Origin of the sequence: Collimonas sp. (assembly GCF_039923675.1) — a bacterium.
GTDB lineage: Bacteria > Pseudomonadota > Gammaproteobacteria > Burkholderiales > Burkholderiaceae_D > Collimonas.
Window position 1 is genome coordinate 18497 of sequence record NZ_JBDTCG010000042.1, and the last position, 17884, is coordinate 36380.

Consider the following 17884-nt stretch of genomic DNA (forward strand, 5'->3'; position numbering starts at 1 on the left):
TTTCCTTACGCCGCAGTGTTGGCTTGCTTGTGCGCCAGCGCAGCCTTGATGAACGAAATAAACAGCGGATGGCCATCGCGCGGCGTCGATTTGAATTCCGGGTGATACTGGACGCCGACATACCAGGGATGCGCGTTCTCACCGGTACGTGGCAATTCCATGATTTCGCACAGGTCTTCAGTCGGGGTACGGGCCGACACGACCAGACCGGCAGCTTCGATCCGCTCCAGGTAATGATTGTTGGCTTCGTAGCGATGACGGTGACGCTCGGTCACGGTCGTGCCATACACTTCCGAGGCCAGGGTACCCGGCTTGACGTCGCAGGTTTGCGCGCCCAGGCGCATGGTGCCGCCCAGATCGGAATTGACGTCGCGCAACTCTACCTTGCCGTCATGATTCTGCCATTCAGTGATCAAGGCCACGACCGGCTGGTCGGTCTGCGCATCGAATTCGGTTGAATTGGCGTGCGGCAAACCGGCCTTGTTACGTGCATATTCCAACAGGGCAACCTGCATGCCCAGGCAGATGCCGAGGTAAGGGATCTTGTTTTCACGCGCGAAACGCGCAGCGGCAATCTTGCCTTCCACGCCGCGCTTGCCGAAACCGCCCGGCACCAGAATCGCATCGTACTTGGCCAAAGGACCGGTACCGGTGGCTTCGATTTCTTCCGAATCCAGGTATTCGATGTTGACCCGGCTGCCGGTATGGATGCCGGCGTGACGCAAGGCTTCCGTCAATGACTTGTAGGATTCGGTCAAGTCGACATATTTACCGACCATGCCGATGGTGACTTCGTAGGTTGGATTTTCCAGTGCGTGCACCAGCTTGGTCCAGACCGACAGGTCCGCCGGCTTCGGCGACAGACCCAGCTTTTCGCAGACGATCGCGTCCAGCCCCTGGTCGTGCAGCATTTGCGGAATCTTGTAGATGGTGTCGGCGTCCCACACCGAAATGACGGCATCGCCCTGGACGTTCGAGAACAGGGAAATCTTGGCGCGTTCGTCGTCAGGAATCGGGCGGTCGGCGCGGCATAGCAGCGCATCCGGCGAAATACCGATTTCACGCAGTTTCTGTACGCTATGCTGGGTCGGCTTGGTTTTCAGTTCACCGGCCGACACCAGATAAGGCACCAGGGTCAAGTGAACGAAAGCCGCTGCCTTGCGACCTGCGCGCAGGCTCAGCTGGCGCGCCGCTTCCAGGAACGGCAAGGATTCGATGTCACCGACGGTGCCGCCGATTTCCACCAGCGCGACGTCGAAACCTTCGGCGCCGCGGTAGATGTAATCCTGGATCTCGTTGGTGATGTGCGGAATAACCTGTACCGTCTTGCCCAGGTACTCGCCACGGCGTTCCTTGCGAATCACGGATTCGTAGATCTGGCCTGTGGTGAAGTTATTCACCTTCTTCATCTTGGCCGTAATGAAGCGCTCATAGTGGCCAAGGTCGAGATCGGTCTCTGCGCCATCGTCGGTCACAAACACTTCGCCGTGCTGGAACGGGCTCATGGTGCCTGGATCGACGTTGATGTACGGATCGAGTTTAAGAAGGGTGACTTTAAGACCGCGTGATTCTAAAATCGCGGCGAGTGAGGCGGCTGCAATCCCTTTACCAAGGGATGAGACAACGCCACCGGTAACAAATACAAACTTAGTCATTACGGAAGGTGCCGAACGGCACATGCGGGAAATTCGAATTATACATCAAACGGCAAGCCAGGCAGCCGCGAGTGATTGTAAAAATAATGGCTTTTGTTGTTCGTCGGCGGCAATCAGCCCGGCGGTCGTCTGCATAAAATTGCGCTTCATGTAATAATCCGCAGCTCCGGCTCAAGCCTCCGATGCAGCTTCCATTTCCTAGTTGAACGTGCCTATTTCGCCCTATCTCCAATCAAGTATTGCGCCAATGCCTTACGGTTTGCCTGCATGAGCCAGCTATTCGGCGACCAGCCGGAAGATGACGGCTTGCCCGGCGCAGCCCGGCGGGTGGCGATTATCGTCATGATCCTAGGCACCAGCATGACGGTGCTGGACGGCTCCATCGTCAATGTCGCGTTGCCGATGATCGCGCGCAGCCTGCAGGTGGATCCGGCCGCCGCGGTCTGGATCGCCAACGCCTACATCCTGGCCGGCGCCATGACCATGGTAGCGTTCGCTTCGATCGGCGAGGTGTTCGGCTTCCGGCGCCTGTATATGAGCGGCATCCTGGTGTTTACCATGGCTTCGCTGGGTTGTGCGCTGTCGCCTTCGCTACCGATACTGAACGGCATGCGATTCTTGCAAGGCCTGGGCGGCGCTGCCGCCATGAGCATCGGGCCGGCGCTCTACCGTAATATCTTCCCTACCCGCCTGCTGGGCACCGCGCTTGGCGTCAACGCGCTGGTGGTGGCGTCATCCACCGCTGCCGGACCGGCCATCGGCGGCTTGATGTTGTCGGTGCTGAGCTGGCCATGGCTGTTCGCGGTCAATGTGCCGATCGGGATTGTTACCTTGCTGCTGGCGCGACGCGTGTTGCCGCGCGATCCCGGCCGCGGCGGCAAATTCGACGCCACCGGCGCCCTGCTGTCGGCAGTCGCCCTCGGCACCTTCGTCATGGCGGTGGATGGTTTGTCGCGCCACGATAGCTGGGGCAAGGAACTGTTGCTAGGCGGGATAGCGCTGATATCGATAGTTTTATTTATCATTCGACAACGAAAATATTCGGCGCCGCTGCTACCGCTTGATATTTTTGCATCACAGCGCTTTTCGATGGCGGTCGCCACTTCGCTCTGCTCCTTCATCGGCCAGGGAATTGCCTTTATCGCGCTGCCGTTCTTGTTCCAGGGCGCCTACGGTTTCAGCCCCCTCCTCTCCGCCGCCTTGTTCACTCCTTGGCCGGTGGCGATCGCCATCACCGCGCCGATCGCCGGCCGCCTGGCCGACCGCTATTCAGCAGCACTGCTGTCGACTTGCGGGCTGTTGGTGCTGACCATCGGCTTGGTCCTGCTGGCCTGCCTCGGCGAACACGCTTCGATCCCGGATATTTTATGGCGCGCCTTCATTTGCGGCCTTGGCTTCGGTTTCTTCCAGAGCCCGAACAATCGCGAAATGCTAAGCAATGCGCCGCGCGCCCGCAGCGGCACCGCCTCCGGCGTGTTGGCGATCGCCCGCACTTTCGGCCAGTCGCTAGGCGCAGCGTTGGTTGCGGTGGTACTGGCAGCCACCAGTATCGCCCAAGCCAGCGCCGACACCGCGCATATGGATGCCAGCGCCGTGCATCTATCGCTTTGGCTTGCCGCCAGCGCAACCTTGCTCGCCACCATCATCAGTGCACTGCGTATCAGGCACGGCAGAGTGCAAGCAACCTCCATGTAATTGAAACTGACAGAATTGTCATATTAGCGACAGCATCAGGTACTGCAGCGGGATGTAAAGTATACGCAAATACTGCCCGATGCTGCGCGCGGCGCGAATGCTTGTTTTTGCTGGCCTTAGCTTACTTCCAGTCCATTTGTCGCCACTTGCTGCCCGGACATTTCCATTCAATGTTCCGACTGTCAGCCTAATCAGACTCATGAATTTCTCCTCTTCCCCAAGACATCTCTCCAGCACCATCCTGGCTGCCGCGATCGCGCTGGCGCTGGCCGGATGCGCTGTCGGCCCCGATTACGTGCGTCCTGCCATGGACGTGCCCGCTCACTATAAAGAAAGCGGGCCATGGAAGCAGGCTGAGCCAAAACAGATCGACAGCAGCCACACCTGGTGGGAAGTGTATGGCGACAGCACGCTGAACACGCTGATGCAGCAAGCTAACCAGGCTAACCAGAACATCGCCCAGGGCGAGGCGCAATACCGTCAGGCGCGCGCCGCAGCCGATGCCGCGCGCGCCGGCTTTTGGCCATCCATCGGCATCAATGCCGGGACCGGCCGTGCGCGCACCAACACCAATGGCATCAACCTGGGCAACAGCTACACTGCCGGCGTGCAAGGCAGCTGGGAGCCGGATGTCTGGGGGGCGGTACGGCGCTCGGTGGAAGCCGGTGACGCCGGCACCCAGGCCAGCGCCGCCAACCTGGCCGCCGCACGCCTCAGCATCCAGGCCACGCTGGCGCAAGACTATCTGCAATTGCGGGTTACCGATCTGCTGAAAGATTTATATGCGCGCACCACCGCCGCCTACGCCCGCTCGCTGCAACTGACGCAAAGCCAGTATGCGGTCGGCGTCGCGCTGCGCTCGGACGTGGCGCTGGCCGAAAGCCAGTTGAAGACCGCAGAGGCGCAAGCCATCGATCTGCAGGCGCAACGCAGCCAACTGGAACACGCCATCGCCATCCTGACCGGCAAGGCGCCGGCCGGATTCTCGCTGGCGGCAACGCCAGCCGATCCGGCAATGACGGCCAAGATGCAAGCCAGCCTGCCGGCTATTCCCGCCGGCCTGCCGTCGGATCTACTGGAGCGACGGCCGGATATCGCCAACGCAGAACGCAATGTGGCGGTGGCAAACGCCAATATCGGCGTCGCCAAGGCTGCCTACTTCCCGGCGTTGACGCTGAGCGCCAGCGGCGGCTTCAACAGCGGCAGTCTGGCGCAATGGTTCGATACGCCAAGCAGGGTCTGGTCGCTGGGCGCGGCGCTGGCCGAAACGATTTTCGACGGCGGCCTGCGCCGCGCCCATACGGCGCAGGCGGTTGCCGTCTATGACGCCTCGGTGGCGCAATATAAACAAACCGTATTGGGCGGCTTCCAGGAAGTCGAAGACAACCTGGCGACGCTGAACGTGCTGGACCAGGAAACGGTTGCGCAAAACCAGGCTGTGAAAGCCTCGCAGCTGGCGGAGCAGCTGGCCCTGAGCCAGTATCGCGCCGGCACCGCAACTTATCTCACGGTGGTCACCGCACAAACTCTTGCGCTGAGCAATGAACGCACCCTGGTGCAATTGCTAGGGCGCCAGCTGGTAGCGAGCGTCGCACTAATCAAAGCGGTCGGCGGCGGCTGGGATGCATCACAGTTGAATGCACAGCTGACCACAGCCCAGGCTGAAAGCGCCGCACCAGCAAAAAACAACAATACCGCCAATTAATTTTCCGAGCCGACAGACACCATGACCACCACACTCTCCAAAACCCGTTCGACGCTGCTGATTACTGCCGCCATACTGGTCCTGATCGGCGCCGCCGGCTGGACCCTGAGCCAAAAGGCCGGCGCCGCCGCGCCACCACCGGCTGCCGCCACCAGCGCAATCGCGGTCAGCACCACCACCGTCAAGCAACAGGATATGCCGATCTACCTGACCGGGGTCGGCACCGTGACATCGAACGCCAGCGTTACGGTCAAGGCGCGTATCGATGGCCAGCTCGACAAGGTCGGATTTGTCGAAGGACAGGACGTCAAGGCAGGCCAGATGCTGGCGCAACTCGATCCTCGCACCTTGCAGGCGCAACTGGCCCAGGCCGTGGCGCAAAAGGCCAAGGACCAGGCGCAGCTCGCCAACGCCAGACTGGACCTGCAACGCTATACCACGCTGGTAAAGCAAGACGCCGCCACGCAACAGACGCTGGATGCCCAGCAGGCGCTGGTCAATCAGCTGCAAGCCGCGGTGCAATCCGACGATGCGCAGATCAACTTCGCCAAGGTGCAGCTCAGCTTCACCACCATCCAGGCGCCGATTAGCGGCCGCGTAGGCGCCCGCCTGGTCGATCCCGGCAATATCGTCCATGCCGCCGATACCAACGGCCTGGTGGTGATTAACCAGATCGATCCGATTGCAGTGGTATTCACGCTGCCGGAAGAAAGCTTCCAGAGCATCAACGCCGCCTTGCATGGCAACCAGCAACCGCTCGGCGTGCAAGCCTTCCCGCGTAATAGCAGCATCATGCTGGCCGAGGGCAAACTGGCGCTGCTGAACAACCAGATCGACACCACCAGCGGCACCGTGCAGCTGAAGGGCATTTTCCAGAACCCCTCGCATGTTTTATGGCCGGGGCAATATGTCAACACGCGGCTGGTATTGGGTATCCGCAAACAGGCATTGACGGTTCCTGCGGCTGCGGTGCAACGCAGCCAGGACGGCACTTACGTGTATGTCGTCAACGCTGACGGCACCGCGCAGACGCAGGCGATTCAGGTCGCCAATATCCAGGAAGGCATTGCCGTCATCGACAAGGGCTTGACTGCAGGACAAAAAGTAGTGGTCGATGGCCAGTACAAGCTAAAGCCGGGCATCAAGGTAAGAGAAGACGCCAGCGTGGCGGGCAGCGGCAGCGCCTCCAGCGCCGCCGCTAAAGACACAACTGCACCCACGCCAGCCGCCGCAACGACGGGGGCAAGCAAGTGAGTATTTCCGCCGCCTTCATCAAACGCCCTATCGGCACCACACTGCTCGCGATTGCGATTTTCCTGGTGGGCGCCGCAGTCTGGCCTCTGCTGCCGGTGGCGCCGCTGCCGCAGGTCGATTTCCCGACGATCCAGGTCTCCGCCAGCTTGCCGGGCGGCAGCCCGGAAACCATGGCATCGAGCGTCGCACAACCGCTGGAACGTCAATTTTCGCTGATTGCCGGCCTGTCGCAGATGACTTCCAGCAACTCGCTCGGTTCGACGCAAATTACCCTGCAATTCGACCTCAACCGCAGCATCGACGCCGCCGCGCTTGACGTGCAGGCAGCGATCACCGCCGCCAGCGGCCAACTGCCCGCCAACTTGCCGAGCCCGCCAACCTTCCGCAAGGTCAATCCGGCAGATTCGCCGATCCTGGTGATGTCGGTACAGTCGGACGTCTTGCCGATCATCCAGGTGAACGACTTTGCCGACAATATCCTGGCCCAGCAAATCTCGCAGATTCCCGGCGTCGGCCTGGTCAATATCGGCGGTGTGCAAAAGCCGTCGGTGCGGATCCAGGTCGACCCGACCAAACTGAGTGCGCTTGGCATGAACCTGGAGGATATCCGCGGCGTGATTGCGAATACCACGGTCAACCAGCCTAAAGGCACGGTAGACGGGCCGAAACAAAACTTTACCGTCTACACCAATGACCAGTTGCTGAGCGCGGAACCTTGGAACGACATGGTGTTGGCGTACAAGAACGGCGCGCCGATTCGCGTGCGCGACGTCGGCGTTGCAGTTGATGCGCCGGAGAACGTCAAGGTGGCCGGCTGGGCTTACGCCGGCGTCGCCGCACCGGCTGGCAACACCATTATCAACGGCCGCTCGATCGTGCTGGCAGTGACCAAGCAACCTGGCGCCAATGTGATCGAAACCGTGGATCGCATCAAGGCCGCGCTGCCGCGCCTGCAGGCAGCCATCCCGCCGACCGTCAAGGTCAACACACTGATCGACCGCACCCAGACCATCCGCGCCTCGGTATCCGATGTGGAATTCACGCTGGTGCTGACCATCGCGCTGGTGGTGCTGGTGATCTTCATTTTCCTGCGTAATGTGCCGGCAACCTTGATCCCTAGCGTCACCGTGCCGCTGGCGATTTTCGGCACGGCGGGCGTCATGTATCTGCTGGGATTCAGCCTCGACAACCTCTCGCTGATGGCGCTGACCATCGCCGTCGGTTTCGTGGTCGATGACGCGATCGTGATGCTGGAGAATATCTATCGCTATGTCGAAGAAGGCATGTCGCCGATGGAGGCGGCCTACAAGGGGGCGGGAGAAATCGGCTTCACCATCATTTCGATTTCGGTCTCGCTGGTGGCGGTATTTATTCCACTGCTACTGATGGGCGGCATCGTTGGCCGCCTGTTCCGTGAATTTGCGATTACCGTCACACTGACGATTGCGGTCTCGGTCATCATTTCGCTGACCTTGACGCCGATGCTGTGCTCGCGCTTCCTGAAACCACATTCGGCTGAATCGCATGGCCGCATGTATCAACTGTTCGAGCGCGGTTTCGACGCCATGCTGAATGGTTACAAACGCGGCTTGCATGTCGTGCTGCGGCACCAGTTCATCACCCTGATGGTGTTCTTCGCCACCATGGCGGCCACCGTGGTGCTGTTTATCGTGATCCCCAAGGGCTTCTTCCCGCAACAGGATACCGGTTTCGTTTACGGTTTTGCCGAATCCGCGCAAGACTCTTCGTTTGCATCGATGAATCATCGCATGTTGGCGCTGGCCGAGATCGTGCGCAAGGATCCTGACGTCACCGGTTTCGGCATGAGCGGCGGCGGCAACACCTTCAATACCGGCAACTTCTTCATCAGCCTGAAGCCGAAAAATGAAGGCCGCACCGCCAGCGCCGATGAAGTGATTACACGCCTGCGGCCGCAACTGGCCAAGGTGCAAGGAGTTAACCTGTTCTTGCAGGCTGGCCAGGACATCAACGTCGGCGGCCGTTTGTCGCGGACCCAGTATCAGTACACCTTGACGGATTCCAACCTGGACGAACTGAATGTCTGGGCGCCGAAACTGATGACGCGTTTCCGCCAGTTGCCGCAATTGACCGACGTCGCTTCGGACCAGCAAAATGCTGCAGCCTCCGCCAGCCTGACCATCGACCGTGCGCGCGCTTCCAGCTTCGGCATCACGCCGGCGCTGATCGATTCGACGATCTACGACGCCATCGGCCAGCGCCAGGTGGCTCAGTATTTCACACAGATCAACAGCTACCACGTGATCCTGGAAGTGACACCCAAGCTGCAACAAGATCCAGACCTGTTCAACAAGCTGTACCTGACCTCGCCGGTCACCGGCCAGCAGGTGCCATTATCGACCTTCGTCACCGTCGATACCAACAAGACTTCATACCTGTCGATCAGCCACCAGGGCCAGTTCCCGGCAGTGACGATTTCCTTCAACCTGGCGCCGGGCGTGGCGCTGGGCGAAGCGGTCGATGCCATCAACAAGGCGCAAAACGACATGGGCATTCCACCCACCCTGACCGGCGCATTCCAGGGCACGGCGAAGGCGTTCGGCGATTCGCTGTCGTCGCAGCCTTACCTGATCGCCGCTGCACTGGTCGCGGTGTATATCGTGCTGGGCCTGCTGTATGAGAGTTACATCCATCCGTTGACGATCTTGTCGACCTTGCCTTCGGCCGGCGTCGGCGCGCTGCTGATTCTGATGGCGGGCGGTTATGATCTGAGCGTGATTGCGCTGATCGGCATTATCCTGCTGATCGGCATCGTGAAGAAAAACGGCATCATGATGGTCGACTTTGCGCTCACGGCGGAGCGCGATCACGGCATGAAACCGGAAGAAGCGATCTACCAGGCTTGCCTGCTGCGCTTCCGGCCGATCATGATGACCACCATGTGCGCACTGCTGAGCGGCTTGCCGCTGATGCTGGGCCACGGCGCCGGCTCGGAGCTGCGGCGGCCGCTGGGCTACGCCATGGTGGGTGGCCTGATCCTGTCGCAGGCGCTGACCTTGTTCACGACGCCGGTGGTGTATTTGTACCTGGACCGCGCCCACTATTGGTATGAAAGCCGCAAGGAAGCGCGACAGGCACGCAAAGCGGCGCGCAAGACAGCAACAACGATTACCAGCGCGCCAGTCGTGATAGATTCGAAATAACCAAAACAAAAATTGCTCCGTTCTGCGCGGCGGTAGGATACTGGCGCCACGCAGGACAGAACAGAACAGGAGACCGGCAGCCCATGAAAATCCTGATCGTCGAAGATGAACTGAAGACGGCTGACTACCTATGCAAGGGCCTGACCGAACAGGGCTGTGCAGTCGATGTCGCGCACGACGGCATCGACGGCCAGCATCTGGCGTTGCAGCATGATTACGACGTGATCGTGCTGGATGTCATGCTGCCCGGTATCGACGGCTTTTCTGTCTTGCATGCGCTACGTGAAATCAAACAAACCCCGGTCATCATGCTGACCGCGCGCGACCGTGTGGAAGACCGCATCAAAGGCTTGCAAGGCGGCGCCGACGATTACCTGATCAAGCCGTTTTCATTCCTGGAACTGCTGGCGCGTCTGCAGGCGCTGACCCGGCGTGGTCGCGCGCTGGAACCGGCGCAGCTGCGGATTGCCGATCTGCAGATCGACCTGATCAGCCGCAAAGCCTATCGCGCCAATGTGCGCATCGACCTCACCGCCAAGGAATTTTCCTTGCTCGCGGTGCTAGCCAGGCGGCAAGGCGAAATACTCTCCAAGACGGCGATCGCCGAACTGGTGTGGGACATGAATTTTGACAGCAATACGAATGTCGTCGAAGTCGCCATCAAGCGCTTGCGCGCCAAGATCGACACACCGTTCAACCTGAAGCTGCTGCACACCATACGCGGCATGGGTTATGTGCTGGAACCGCGGGAACCCCGCCATTCACAGGACCCGCATCATCAAGAGAACATTGAATGAAACGCTCCATCAAAGTGCGCCTGGTGGCGATGTTTGCGCTAGCCGCGCTGCTGATTTTCTCCCTGATCGGCAGCGCCCTGTACGGCGTGCTGCAGCGCGAGCTGGCGCGCCATCAGCACGATGAACTGAATACGCGCTTCATCGATACCCAGTACATGATCCAGCACAACGGCGACCCTGGCCGATGGCCGCGGGTCCAGGCCAAGCTGGATACATTGACGCCGGCTGACGGCAGCTTTCGCTATTGGGTGCTGAGCGATGATCCGCGTTTCCAGTATGGCAAAGACCTGGCTGACATCGAAAACATAGATCGCAATCCCGCCGGCATGGGCAAGCTGACTTTGCGTGGCCGCGAATATCCCTTGCTTACCCTGACCAAAGCCCTGCCCGCCTTCCAGGAACGGCCCGCGGTCAGGCTGATCGTGGCGGTGGACGCAGCGCCTTACATGCATACCCTGCACGCCTTCATGATCGCACTGGTCGGCCTGTCGCTGCTGGGTGTGATGCTGGTGATGCTGCTCGGTTACTGGATTGCGCAAGTGGGATTGCGGCCGTTGAAACAGTTGTCCAGCGAAGCACAGTCACTTGGTCCCAAAACTTTATCGCAGCGCTTGCAGATTTCGCCGCTGCCAGGCGAACTGTCGGACCTGACGGCAGCTTTCAATGGCGCGCTGGAGCGCATGGAAGGCGCTTACAACCAGATGGAAGCCTTCAATGCCGATGTCGCCCACGAGCTGCGCACGCCGCTGGCCAACCTGATCGGCGAAACCCAGGTTGCCTTATCGCGCCAGCGCACCGCGCCGCAATTCGAGGAAGTGCTGCAGTCCAATCTGGAGGAACTGGAACGGCTGCGTTCGATCATCAACGACATGCTGTTCCTGGCGCGCGCCGACCAGGGCGAAGCCGCCACCAGCCTGGTACGCACCCCGATTGCGCTGGAAATCAACAAGACAGTGGAGTTCTTTGAATTTGTGCTGGATGAGTCGAAGATGACGGTCAAGGTGGACGGCGACATCGATGCCGAAGCCTCGATCGAGACTTCGCTGTTCAAACGCGCCATGAGCAACCTGCTGCATAACGCGATCCAGCACTCGACGCCGGGCGCCGCGATTGTGGTGACCATCACGCAACAGCCGGCGGCTATCGGGATTGCCGTCTCGAACCCCGGCAAACCGATCGCCGAAAAACATTTGCCGCGCCTGTTCGACCGCTTCTATCGCGTTGACGCCGCCCGTAACGATAAAGACCAAAGCCAGCTGCACGGCCACGGCCTGGGGCTGGCGATCGTCAAGGCGATCGCCAAGATGCATGGCGGCGGCGTGTTCGCCAATAGCGTGGAAGGCGTGACGACAATAGGTTTCAGCATTCCAGCCACTGACGCAATCGCACGCTGAAATAGCATGCCCGAGCAAAGACGGTTGCCGCGTATAAAGCGGCAAGCGCCAGACCAACATTGGGTAGTTGCGCAGAATGGATGCGCTGAACGGGCGGAGAAACGCCGTACTGAATAATACTGAGGATAGAGGCGAGCCTTGTCTGCGGCACTTGCAGGAAATGGCTGTGGCTGCTTCGTTCCCGACCTGACCAGGTTGACCACGCCACAATGCGCAGGGGCCCGCCGGGGTGAATTGTACCGCATTGCGTCATTACTGGCAGCGCTTTTTACAGCTTTTTGGCAAGCGCCGCCATTTTCCTGCTATTTATATAAAGCTTTTTCTATAAACCGGCGCTACAAACCCAGCTCTTGCCAGATCTGGTCGACCCGCGTCTTCACCTCATCCGTCATGCTGATGGTGCGCCCCCATTCGCGACTGGTTTCCCCCGGCCATTTGTTGGTGGCGTCGATTCCCATCTTGCTGCCGAGACCACTCACCGGCGAGGCGAAATCGAGATAATCGATAGGCGTGTTATCGACAATGGTGGTATCGCGGATCGGGTCGACGCGGGTGGTGATGGCCCAGATCACTTCATTCCAGTCACGGATATTGACGTCTTCATCCACCACCACGATGAACTTGGTATACATGAACTGGCGCAAGAAGCTCCAGACGCCGAACATCACCCGCTTGGCGTGGCCGGCGTAGGCCTTTTTCATCTGCACCACGGCCATGCGGTAACTGCAGCCTTCAGGCGGCAGATAGAAATCGGTGATCTCGGAAAACTGCTTTTGCAGCAAAGGAATGAACACCTCGTTCAGCGCCACGCCGAGCACCGCCGGCTCATCCGGCGGCTTACCTGTATACGTAGAGTGATAGATCGGCGATTTTCGCATCGTGATGCGATCGATGGTGAACACCGGAAACCAGTCCTGCTCGTTGTAATAGCCTGTGTGATCGCCATACGGCCCTTCCAGCGCCATCTCATAGCCGGACGGATGCGACGGATCGGGATTGATGTGTCCTTCCAGCACGATCTCGGCTGAAGCCGGCACCCGCAGCTCGCTGCCGATGGCTTTCACCAGCTCGGTCCGGCTGCCGCGCAACAGGCCGGCGAACTGGTATTCGGAAAGGCTGTCCGGCACCGGCGTCACCGCACCTAATATAGTAGCGGGATCGGCGCCCAGCGCTACCGCCACCGGATATGGCTTGCCGCCGGTAGCGATCGCGTGTTCGCGGAAATCCAGCGCGCCGCCGCGATGCGCCAGCCAGCGCATGATGACCTTGTTGCGGCCCAATACCTGCTGGCGGTAGATGCCGAGGTTCTGGCGCTTCTTGTGCGGCCCTTTGGTAATCACCAGGCCCCAGGTAATCAGCGGCGCCACATCGCCGGGCCAGCAGTGCTGGATCGGCAGCTTGGCGAGATCGACGTCATTGCCCTCCCAGACGATATCCTGGCACGGCGCCGAGCGGTGCTCCTTGGGCGCCATGTCCCACAGGGATTTCACCAGCGTGCCGAGGCCGAGAATATCCTTGAAACCCTTCGGCGGTTCCGGTTCTTTCAGGCTTGCCAGCACGTGGCCGATGCGTCGCAATTCGCTGACGTCATCGGCGCCCATGCCCAGCGCGACACGGCGCGGCGTGCCGAACAGATTGCCTAGCACAGGTATCGAATGTCCGCTCGGATTCTCGAAAAGCAGTGCAGGACCGCCCGCGCGCAAAGTGCGATCGCAGATCTCAGTCATCTCCAAATAGGGTGAAATCGGCGTCGAAATCCGTTTTAACTCGCCAATTTGTTCCAATTTGATAATAAAATCACGTAAATCTAAGTATTTCATGGATTTTTACAATCTTTTTACATGTTAATTAAGCAACTAATACTTACCCGCCAAGTGCTTGATTTTATTGGGTCGGAGCAGTAAACCTATATAATCGTTATACATAAAAGTTATTATTAATGTTTTTTATAGTATTGACTTGATATAAAAGCCCTCATACAATCCGCCCAGCTTGAAGAAGCCGCAGCGCCAAAAAGCGCTTTTCAGTCGGCTCTCAATACTTACGGGATCGGGGTCCCACATGACATTTTAAGGAGTGTTTTCAAAAGGCGTCAGCCTTCTCCCCCGAACAAGTTGTTTGCCAGTGGCACGGCGCATTACTGCAGCCGACCAGCTTAGAGTCACATAAGCGCAAACAGCAACGACGTCTGGCATGGCGCACACAGCATGCGAAGCCAGGCGATATTGATTACGGTGCACGCAGCATTCAGTTTATTTGTACCCGCCCTTGCTGTTCCAAAGGGCCTGCATGCACCGCGACGATTCAGGAGGTTCCATTGTTAGCAAGATCTACCAAAGCTTTACCTAGTTGGGCTACGCCCGCGTATTTAAAGAAACTCAGCACCCAATCCGTCAGCGGCGCACTGTTTGCCCGCGACACCGTCGGCGGCTTCATCGCCACCACCCGCCTCAGCATCCTGTTCAGCGGCATCCTGGCCATCATCGGTCTCAGCACCATGATGATCAAACCGGATCTGGCCTACAAGCTGCAAAGCCTGCCGCTGTTCGCCAGCAGCGCTCCGCAACCAGTTGCTGCACAATCGGCCCCGGCTGTGCAAGTTGTCGTTCCGGCAAATAATCTGGCCAGTGCGCCGGCGGCTACTGCCGTCAGGAACATTGCCAGCCTGACCGTACCGGCGCCAAACGCCAACACGAATCATCTGCTGCACATGGATGGCCTCGGCAAAGCTGTTAAACCGCTCGATAGCTCGCGCCAGCAGCAATGGGTCACTAATTGGCTGTCCAAGCGCTATCGCGTCGCTGGCGACGCTACCAACATGTTTGTGACGACCGCCTACAAGACCGCGCGCGAAACCAAGCTGGATCCGCTCCTGATCCTGGCCGTGATGGCGATCGAGTCCGGCCTGAATCCGTTTGCCGAAAGCCCGGTTGGCGCACAAGGCCTGATGCAAGTCATGTCGAAAGTACATGAAGACAAGTTTGAAAGCATGGGCGGCATCAAGGCTGCTCTGAATCCGACCGCCAACATCAAGGTCGGCTCCATGATCCTGCGCGATTACGTGAACCAGGGCGGTTCGGTCGAAGCCGGCCTGAAGCGTTATGTCGGCGCTGCAGCATTCGCCAATGATGGCGGCTATGGCTACAAGGTGCTGGCCGAATATCGCCGTCTGCAAGATGTCGCTACCGGCAAAAACGTGCCATCAGGCGGCTCTGTTGCGCCTATCGCCACTCCGAAGGCACGTCCGATACAAGCCGTTGCACCTGCCGACGCTACCAGCCCGACTCCGGCTGAAGCAGCAGCCAACGTGCCGGACGCCATTGAGCATCGGATCCAGCAGTCAGATAATCAGTTGACCCCGCTGCCATTGACCTGATCAAAGCAAAGCTGTGCACCAATGAAAAAAAGAGCCGATGGCTCTTTTTTTTTGCTCTTGCAAACGGCGCCGGGATTGCGGAAATCCCGACGCCCTCCTGATTACTCGCCCAGATAAGCGGCTTTCACCTTAGGATCGTCCAGCATGTCCTTGGCGTTGCCGCTCATCGTTACCAGGCCGGAATCCATCACGTAGGCCCGATGCGCCGCTTCCAGCGCCAGTTTGGCGTTCTGCTCTACCAGCAAGATGGTGATACCCTGCGCCGAGACGTTGCGGATCACCTCGAAGATTTTTTCCACCATGATTGGCGACAAACCCATCGACGGCTCATCCAGCAGCAACAGTTTGGGATGACTCATCAAGGCGCGCGCCATTGCCAGCATTTGCTGTTCGCCGCCGGACAAGGTGCCGGCCATCTGCGCCGCGCGCTCTTTCAGGCGCGGGAAGACGGTGAACCACTTGTCGATGTCAGCCGTGATGCCGGCCTTGTCGTCACGTGTGTAAGCGCCCATCAACAGGTTTTCCTGGATGCTCATGCGGGTGAATACGCCACGCCCTTCCGGCACCATCGCCAGCTTTTGCTTGACCAGGTTGAACGAGGTCAGGCCCTTGGTATGCTGCTCCAGATAGTGCATCTCGCCTTCGACTTTGCATTGCGGCAAAGTACCGGTGATGGCTTTCAGCGTGGTGGTCTTGCCAGCGCCATTGGCGCCGATCAACGTCACCAGTTCGCCTTCGTTGACCTCCAGGTTAATGCCCTTGACCGCCTGGATGCCGCCATAAGCGACTTTCAGGTTATTGATTTTCAGGATATTGGTTGCCATTAGTGACCACCTCCCAGATAGGCTTCGATCACAGCCGGGTTCTTCTGAATTTCAGCAGGCAATCCTTCTGCAATCGGCTTGCCGTAATCCAGCACGGTCAGGCGGTCGCACAAGCCCATCATCAGCTTGACATCATGTTCGATCAGCAAAATGGTCTTTCCTTCATTCTTGATTTTCACCAGCAACTCGCGCAGCGCCAGTTTTTCGGTGGCGTTCATGCCGGCCGCAGGTTCATCCAATGCTAGCAATTGCGGCTCGGTAGCCAGCGCGCGGGCGATTTCCAGACGGCGTTGATCACCGTACGACAAATGGCGCGCGGTGCGCTCGCCAAAACGGCCGATGCCGACGAAATCCAGCAGCTCTTGCGAACGCTTGCGGATCGCCAGTTCTTCGACGCGGGCCGCCTTGTGACGGAATACCGCACCGAACACACCTTGATGGGTGCGCACGTGGCAACCGACCATGACGTTTTCCAATACGGTCATCTCGCCAAACAGACGGATGTTCTGGAAGGTGCGGGCAATCCCGGCCTTGGCGACTTCATGCGGCGCCGACGGTGAATAAGGCTTGCCGGCCAGCTCGAAAGAACCGGTATCGGCCTGGTACAAGCCGGTGATGACGTTGAAGAAAGTCGTCTTGCCGGCGCCATTCGGTCCGATCAGGCCGTAGATCTGGCCTTTCAGGATCTTCACATTGACTTCCGACAAAGCCTGCAAACCGCCGAACCGCTTGTTGACGCCGGAGATATTTAAAATAGTTGGTGTGCTCATGTGATCTCCTTAAGCCTCTACCACGCCGGTTGCCAGCGTAGGTTTATCGATATCGGCATCCGGCCGGTCCTCGTGCTTGGGCGCAGGCCACAAGCCGGCTGGACGCGTCAGCATGATCACCACCATCGCCAGGCCGTACAGCAACTGGCGCAAAACTTCCGCATCGATCAGGACCGTGCCGAACAGCGCCATCTGCAGTGGTTCGACGGTATGCCGCAAGACTTCCGGCAACGCCGCCAGCAAGATACCGCCAAGCACCACGCCCGGGATATGACCCATGCCGCCCAGCACCACCATCGCCAGTACCGCGATCGATTCAGTCAGCGAGAAGGATTCCGGCGAGACAAAGCCCTGGAACGAAGCAAACATGGCGCCGGCGACGCCGCCGAACGAAGCGCCCATGGTGAACGCCAGCAGTTTCATGTTGCGGGTATTGATGCCCATCGCCTTGGCGGCGATTTCATCTTCGCGTATCGCCACCCAGGCACGGCCCAGGCGCGAGTTTTGCAAACGGATCGAGATGAAGATGATCGCAATGCACAGCACCAGGAACAGGAAGTAGTAGGCATTCACCGATGGCATGCCGAAGCCGCCGAAATACACTGTCGCATTGGAACCGCGCTCGCCTGCCAGCGAGACGCCGAAGATACGGATAGGATCGATCAGGTTGATACCTTGCGGGCCGTTGGTGATGTTTACCGGCGCGTTCAGGTTGTTCATGAAAATCCGGATGATTTCACCAAAACCCAGGGTCACGATGGCCAGATAGTCACCACGCAGCTTGAGTGTCGGCGCGCCGAGAATGGCGCCGAACATGCCGGCCAGCGCCGCGCCTAGCGGCACGATCACCCAGAGCGACAAGTGAATGCCGTTCTGAACGATTTCCGGACCGCACACCCAGACCAGGAAATTGCCGATCGCTGGATAGGTATTGACGAAGGATTCCAGCACCGAGGCAAACTGCGGCGACGCCAGCAAGCCGGTCATGTAGGCGCCGATGGCGTAAAACGCGATGTAGCCCAGATCCAGAAGGCCGGCAAAACCGACCACGATGTTCAGGCCCAGCGCCAGCATGATGTAGAGCAGTGCAAAGTCCATGATGCGGACCCACGAATTGCCGAAATTGGAGGCAATGAACGGGAAAATCACGAACAGGATAGCAAGGGCGACCAGGCTGGTGTACGCCTTGGTCGGGTTCTTTTTAGTATCGAAAAAATTGGCCATGTGTGTTC

At 59.1% G+C, this 17884-nt stretch carries 12 protein-coding genes and 1 other RNA gene; 7 read left to right on the top strand and 6 right to left on the bottom strand.

What is annotated here, in order from left to right; all coding sequences use genetic code 11:
- Nucleotides 1-5 precede the first annotated feature (5 nt).
- Nucleotides 6-1655: a CTP synthase gene (locus ABI171_RS08255; protein WP_348092092.1), complete on the bottom strand. Its 1650-nt coding sequence runs from the start codon at nucleotides 1653-1655 to the stop codon at nucleotides 6-8.
- Between the two features lie 267 nt (nucleotides 1656-1922).
- On the opposite strand from ABI171_RS08255, the gene ABI171_RS08260 reads away from it, so the two are divergent.
- From ABI171_RS08260 to ABI171_RS08285, 6 genes are all read left to right on the top strand, one after another.
- On the top strand, nucleotides 1923-3350 hold the full coding sequence (locus ABI171_RS08260) for an MFS transporter (protein WP_348092093.1): 1428 nt from the start codon (nucleotides 1923-1925) through the stop codon (nucleotides 3348-3350).
- Nucleotides 3351-3549: 199 nt separating this feature from the next.
- On the top strand, nucleotides 3550-5055 hold the full coding sequence (locus tag ABI171_RS08265; protein WP_348092094.1) for an efflux transporter outer membrane subunit: 1506 nt from the start codon (nucleotides 3550-3552) through the stop codon (nucleotides 5053-5055).
- A gap of 21 nt (nucleotides 5056-5076) precedes the next feature.
- The gene (locus ABI171_RS08270) at nucleotides 5077-6309 is read left to right on the top strand and encodes an efflux RND transporter periplasmic adaptor subunit (RefSeq protein ID WP_348092095.1); all 1233 of its coding nucleotides are present in this window, start codon (nucleotides 5077-5079) and stop codon (nucleotides 6307-6309) included.
- Complete coding sequence (locus ABI171_RS08275; RefSeq protein ID WP_348092096.1) at nucleotides 6306-9491, top strand: efflux RND transporter permease subunit; 3186 nt, start codon at nucleotides 6306-6308, stop codon at nucleotides 9489-9491. The genes ABI171_RS08270 and ABI171_RS08275 overlap by 4 nt, the downstream gene beginning before the upstream one ends.
- 83 nt (nucleotides 9492-9574) lie before the next feature.
- Entirely contained in the window at nucleotides 9575-10288 is a 714-nt protein-coding gene (locus tag ABI171_RS08280; RefSeq protein WP_348092097.1) for a heavy metal response regulator transcription factor, read from the top strand.
- Entirely contained in the window at nucleotides 10285-11682 is a 1398-nt protein-coding gene (locus ABI171_RS08285; RefSeq protein WP_348092098.1) for a heavy metal sensor histidine kinase, read from the top strand. Before ABI171_RS08280 ends, ABI171_RS08285 begins: the two co-directional genes overlap by 4 nt.
- Nucleotides 11683-11809: 127 nt before the next feature.
- Here the strand turns inward: ABI171_RS08285 and ffs are convergent.
- Nucleotides 11810-11908, bottom strand: an RNA gene (gene ffs, locus ABI171_RS08290) — signal recognition particle sRNA small type.
- Between the two features lie 109 nt (nucleotides 11909-12017).
- Nucleotides 12018-13502 carry a 4-hydroxy-3-polyprenylbenzoate decarboxylase gene (ubiD, locus tag ABI171_RS08295; RefSeq protein ID WP_348092099.1) on the bottom strand — a complete coding sequence of 495 codons (1485 nt, stop codon included), beginning with the start codon at nucleotides 13500-13502 and terminating at the stop codon, nucleotides 12018-12020.
- Between the two features lie 635 nt (nucleotides 13503-14137).
- Here ubiD and ABI171_RS08300 point away from each other — a divergent pair.
- On the top strand, nucleotides 14138-15058 hold the full coding sequence (locus ABI171_RS08300) for a transglycosylase SLT domain-containing protein (protein ID WP_348092131.1): 921 nt from the start codon (nucleotides 14138-14140) through the stop codon (nucleotides 15056-15058).
- Nucleotides 15059-15159: 101 nt separating this feature from the next.
- Here ABI171_RS08300 and ABI171_RS08305 read toward each other — a convergent pair whose 3' ends face one another.
- The 3 genes from ABI171_RS08305 to ABI171_RS08315 are packed head-to-tail and all read right to left on the bottom strand — an operon-like array spanning nucleotide 15160 to nucleotide 17876.
- A complete protein-coding gene (locus tag ABI171_RS08305) occupies nucleotides 15160-15882 on the bottom strand; it encodes an ABC transporter ATP-binding protein (protein ID WP_348092100.1) in 723 nt (240 codons plus the stop codon).
- On the bottom strand, nucleotides 15882-16652 hold the full coding sequence (locus tag ABI171_RS08310; protein ID WP_348092101.1) for an ABC transporter ATP-binding protein: 771 nt from the start codon (nucleotides 16650-16652) through the stop codon (nucleotides 15882-15884). The genes ABI171_RS08305 and ABI171_RS08310 overlap by 1 nt, the downstream gene beginning before the upstream one ends.
- A gap of 9 nt (nucleotides 16653-16661) precedes the next feature.
- Complete coding sequence (locus tag ABI171_RS08315) at nucleotides 16662-17876, bottom strand: ABC transporter ATP-binding protein (protein ID WP_348092102.1); 1215 nt, start codon at nucleotides 17874-17876, stop codon at nucleotides 16662-16664.
- Nucleotides 17877-17884: the final 8 nt, after the last annotated feature.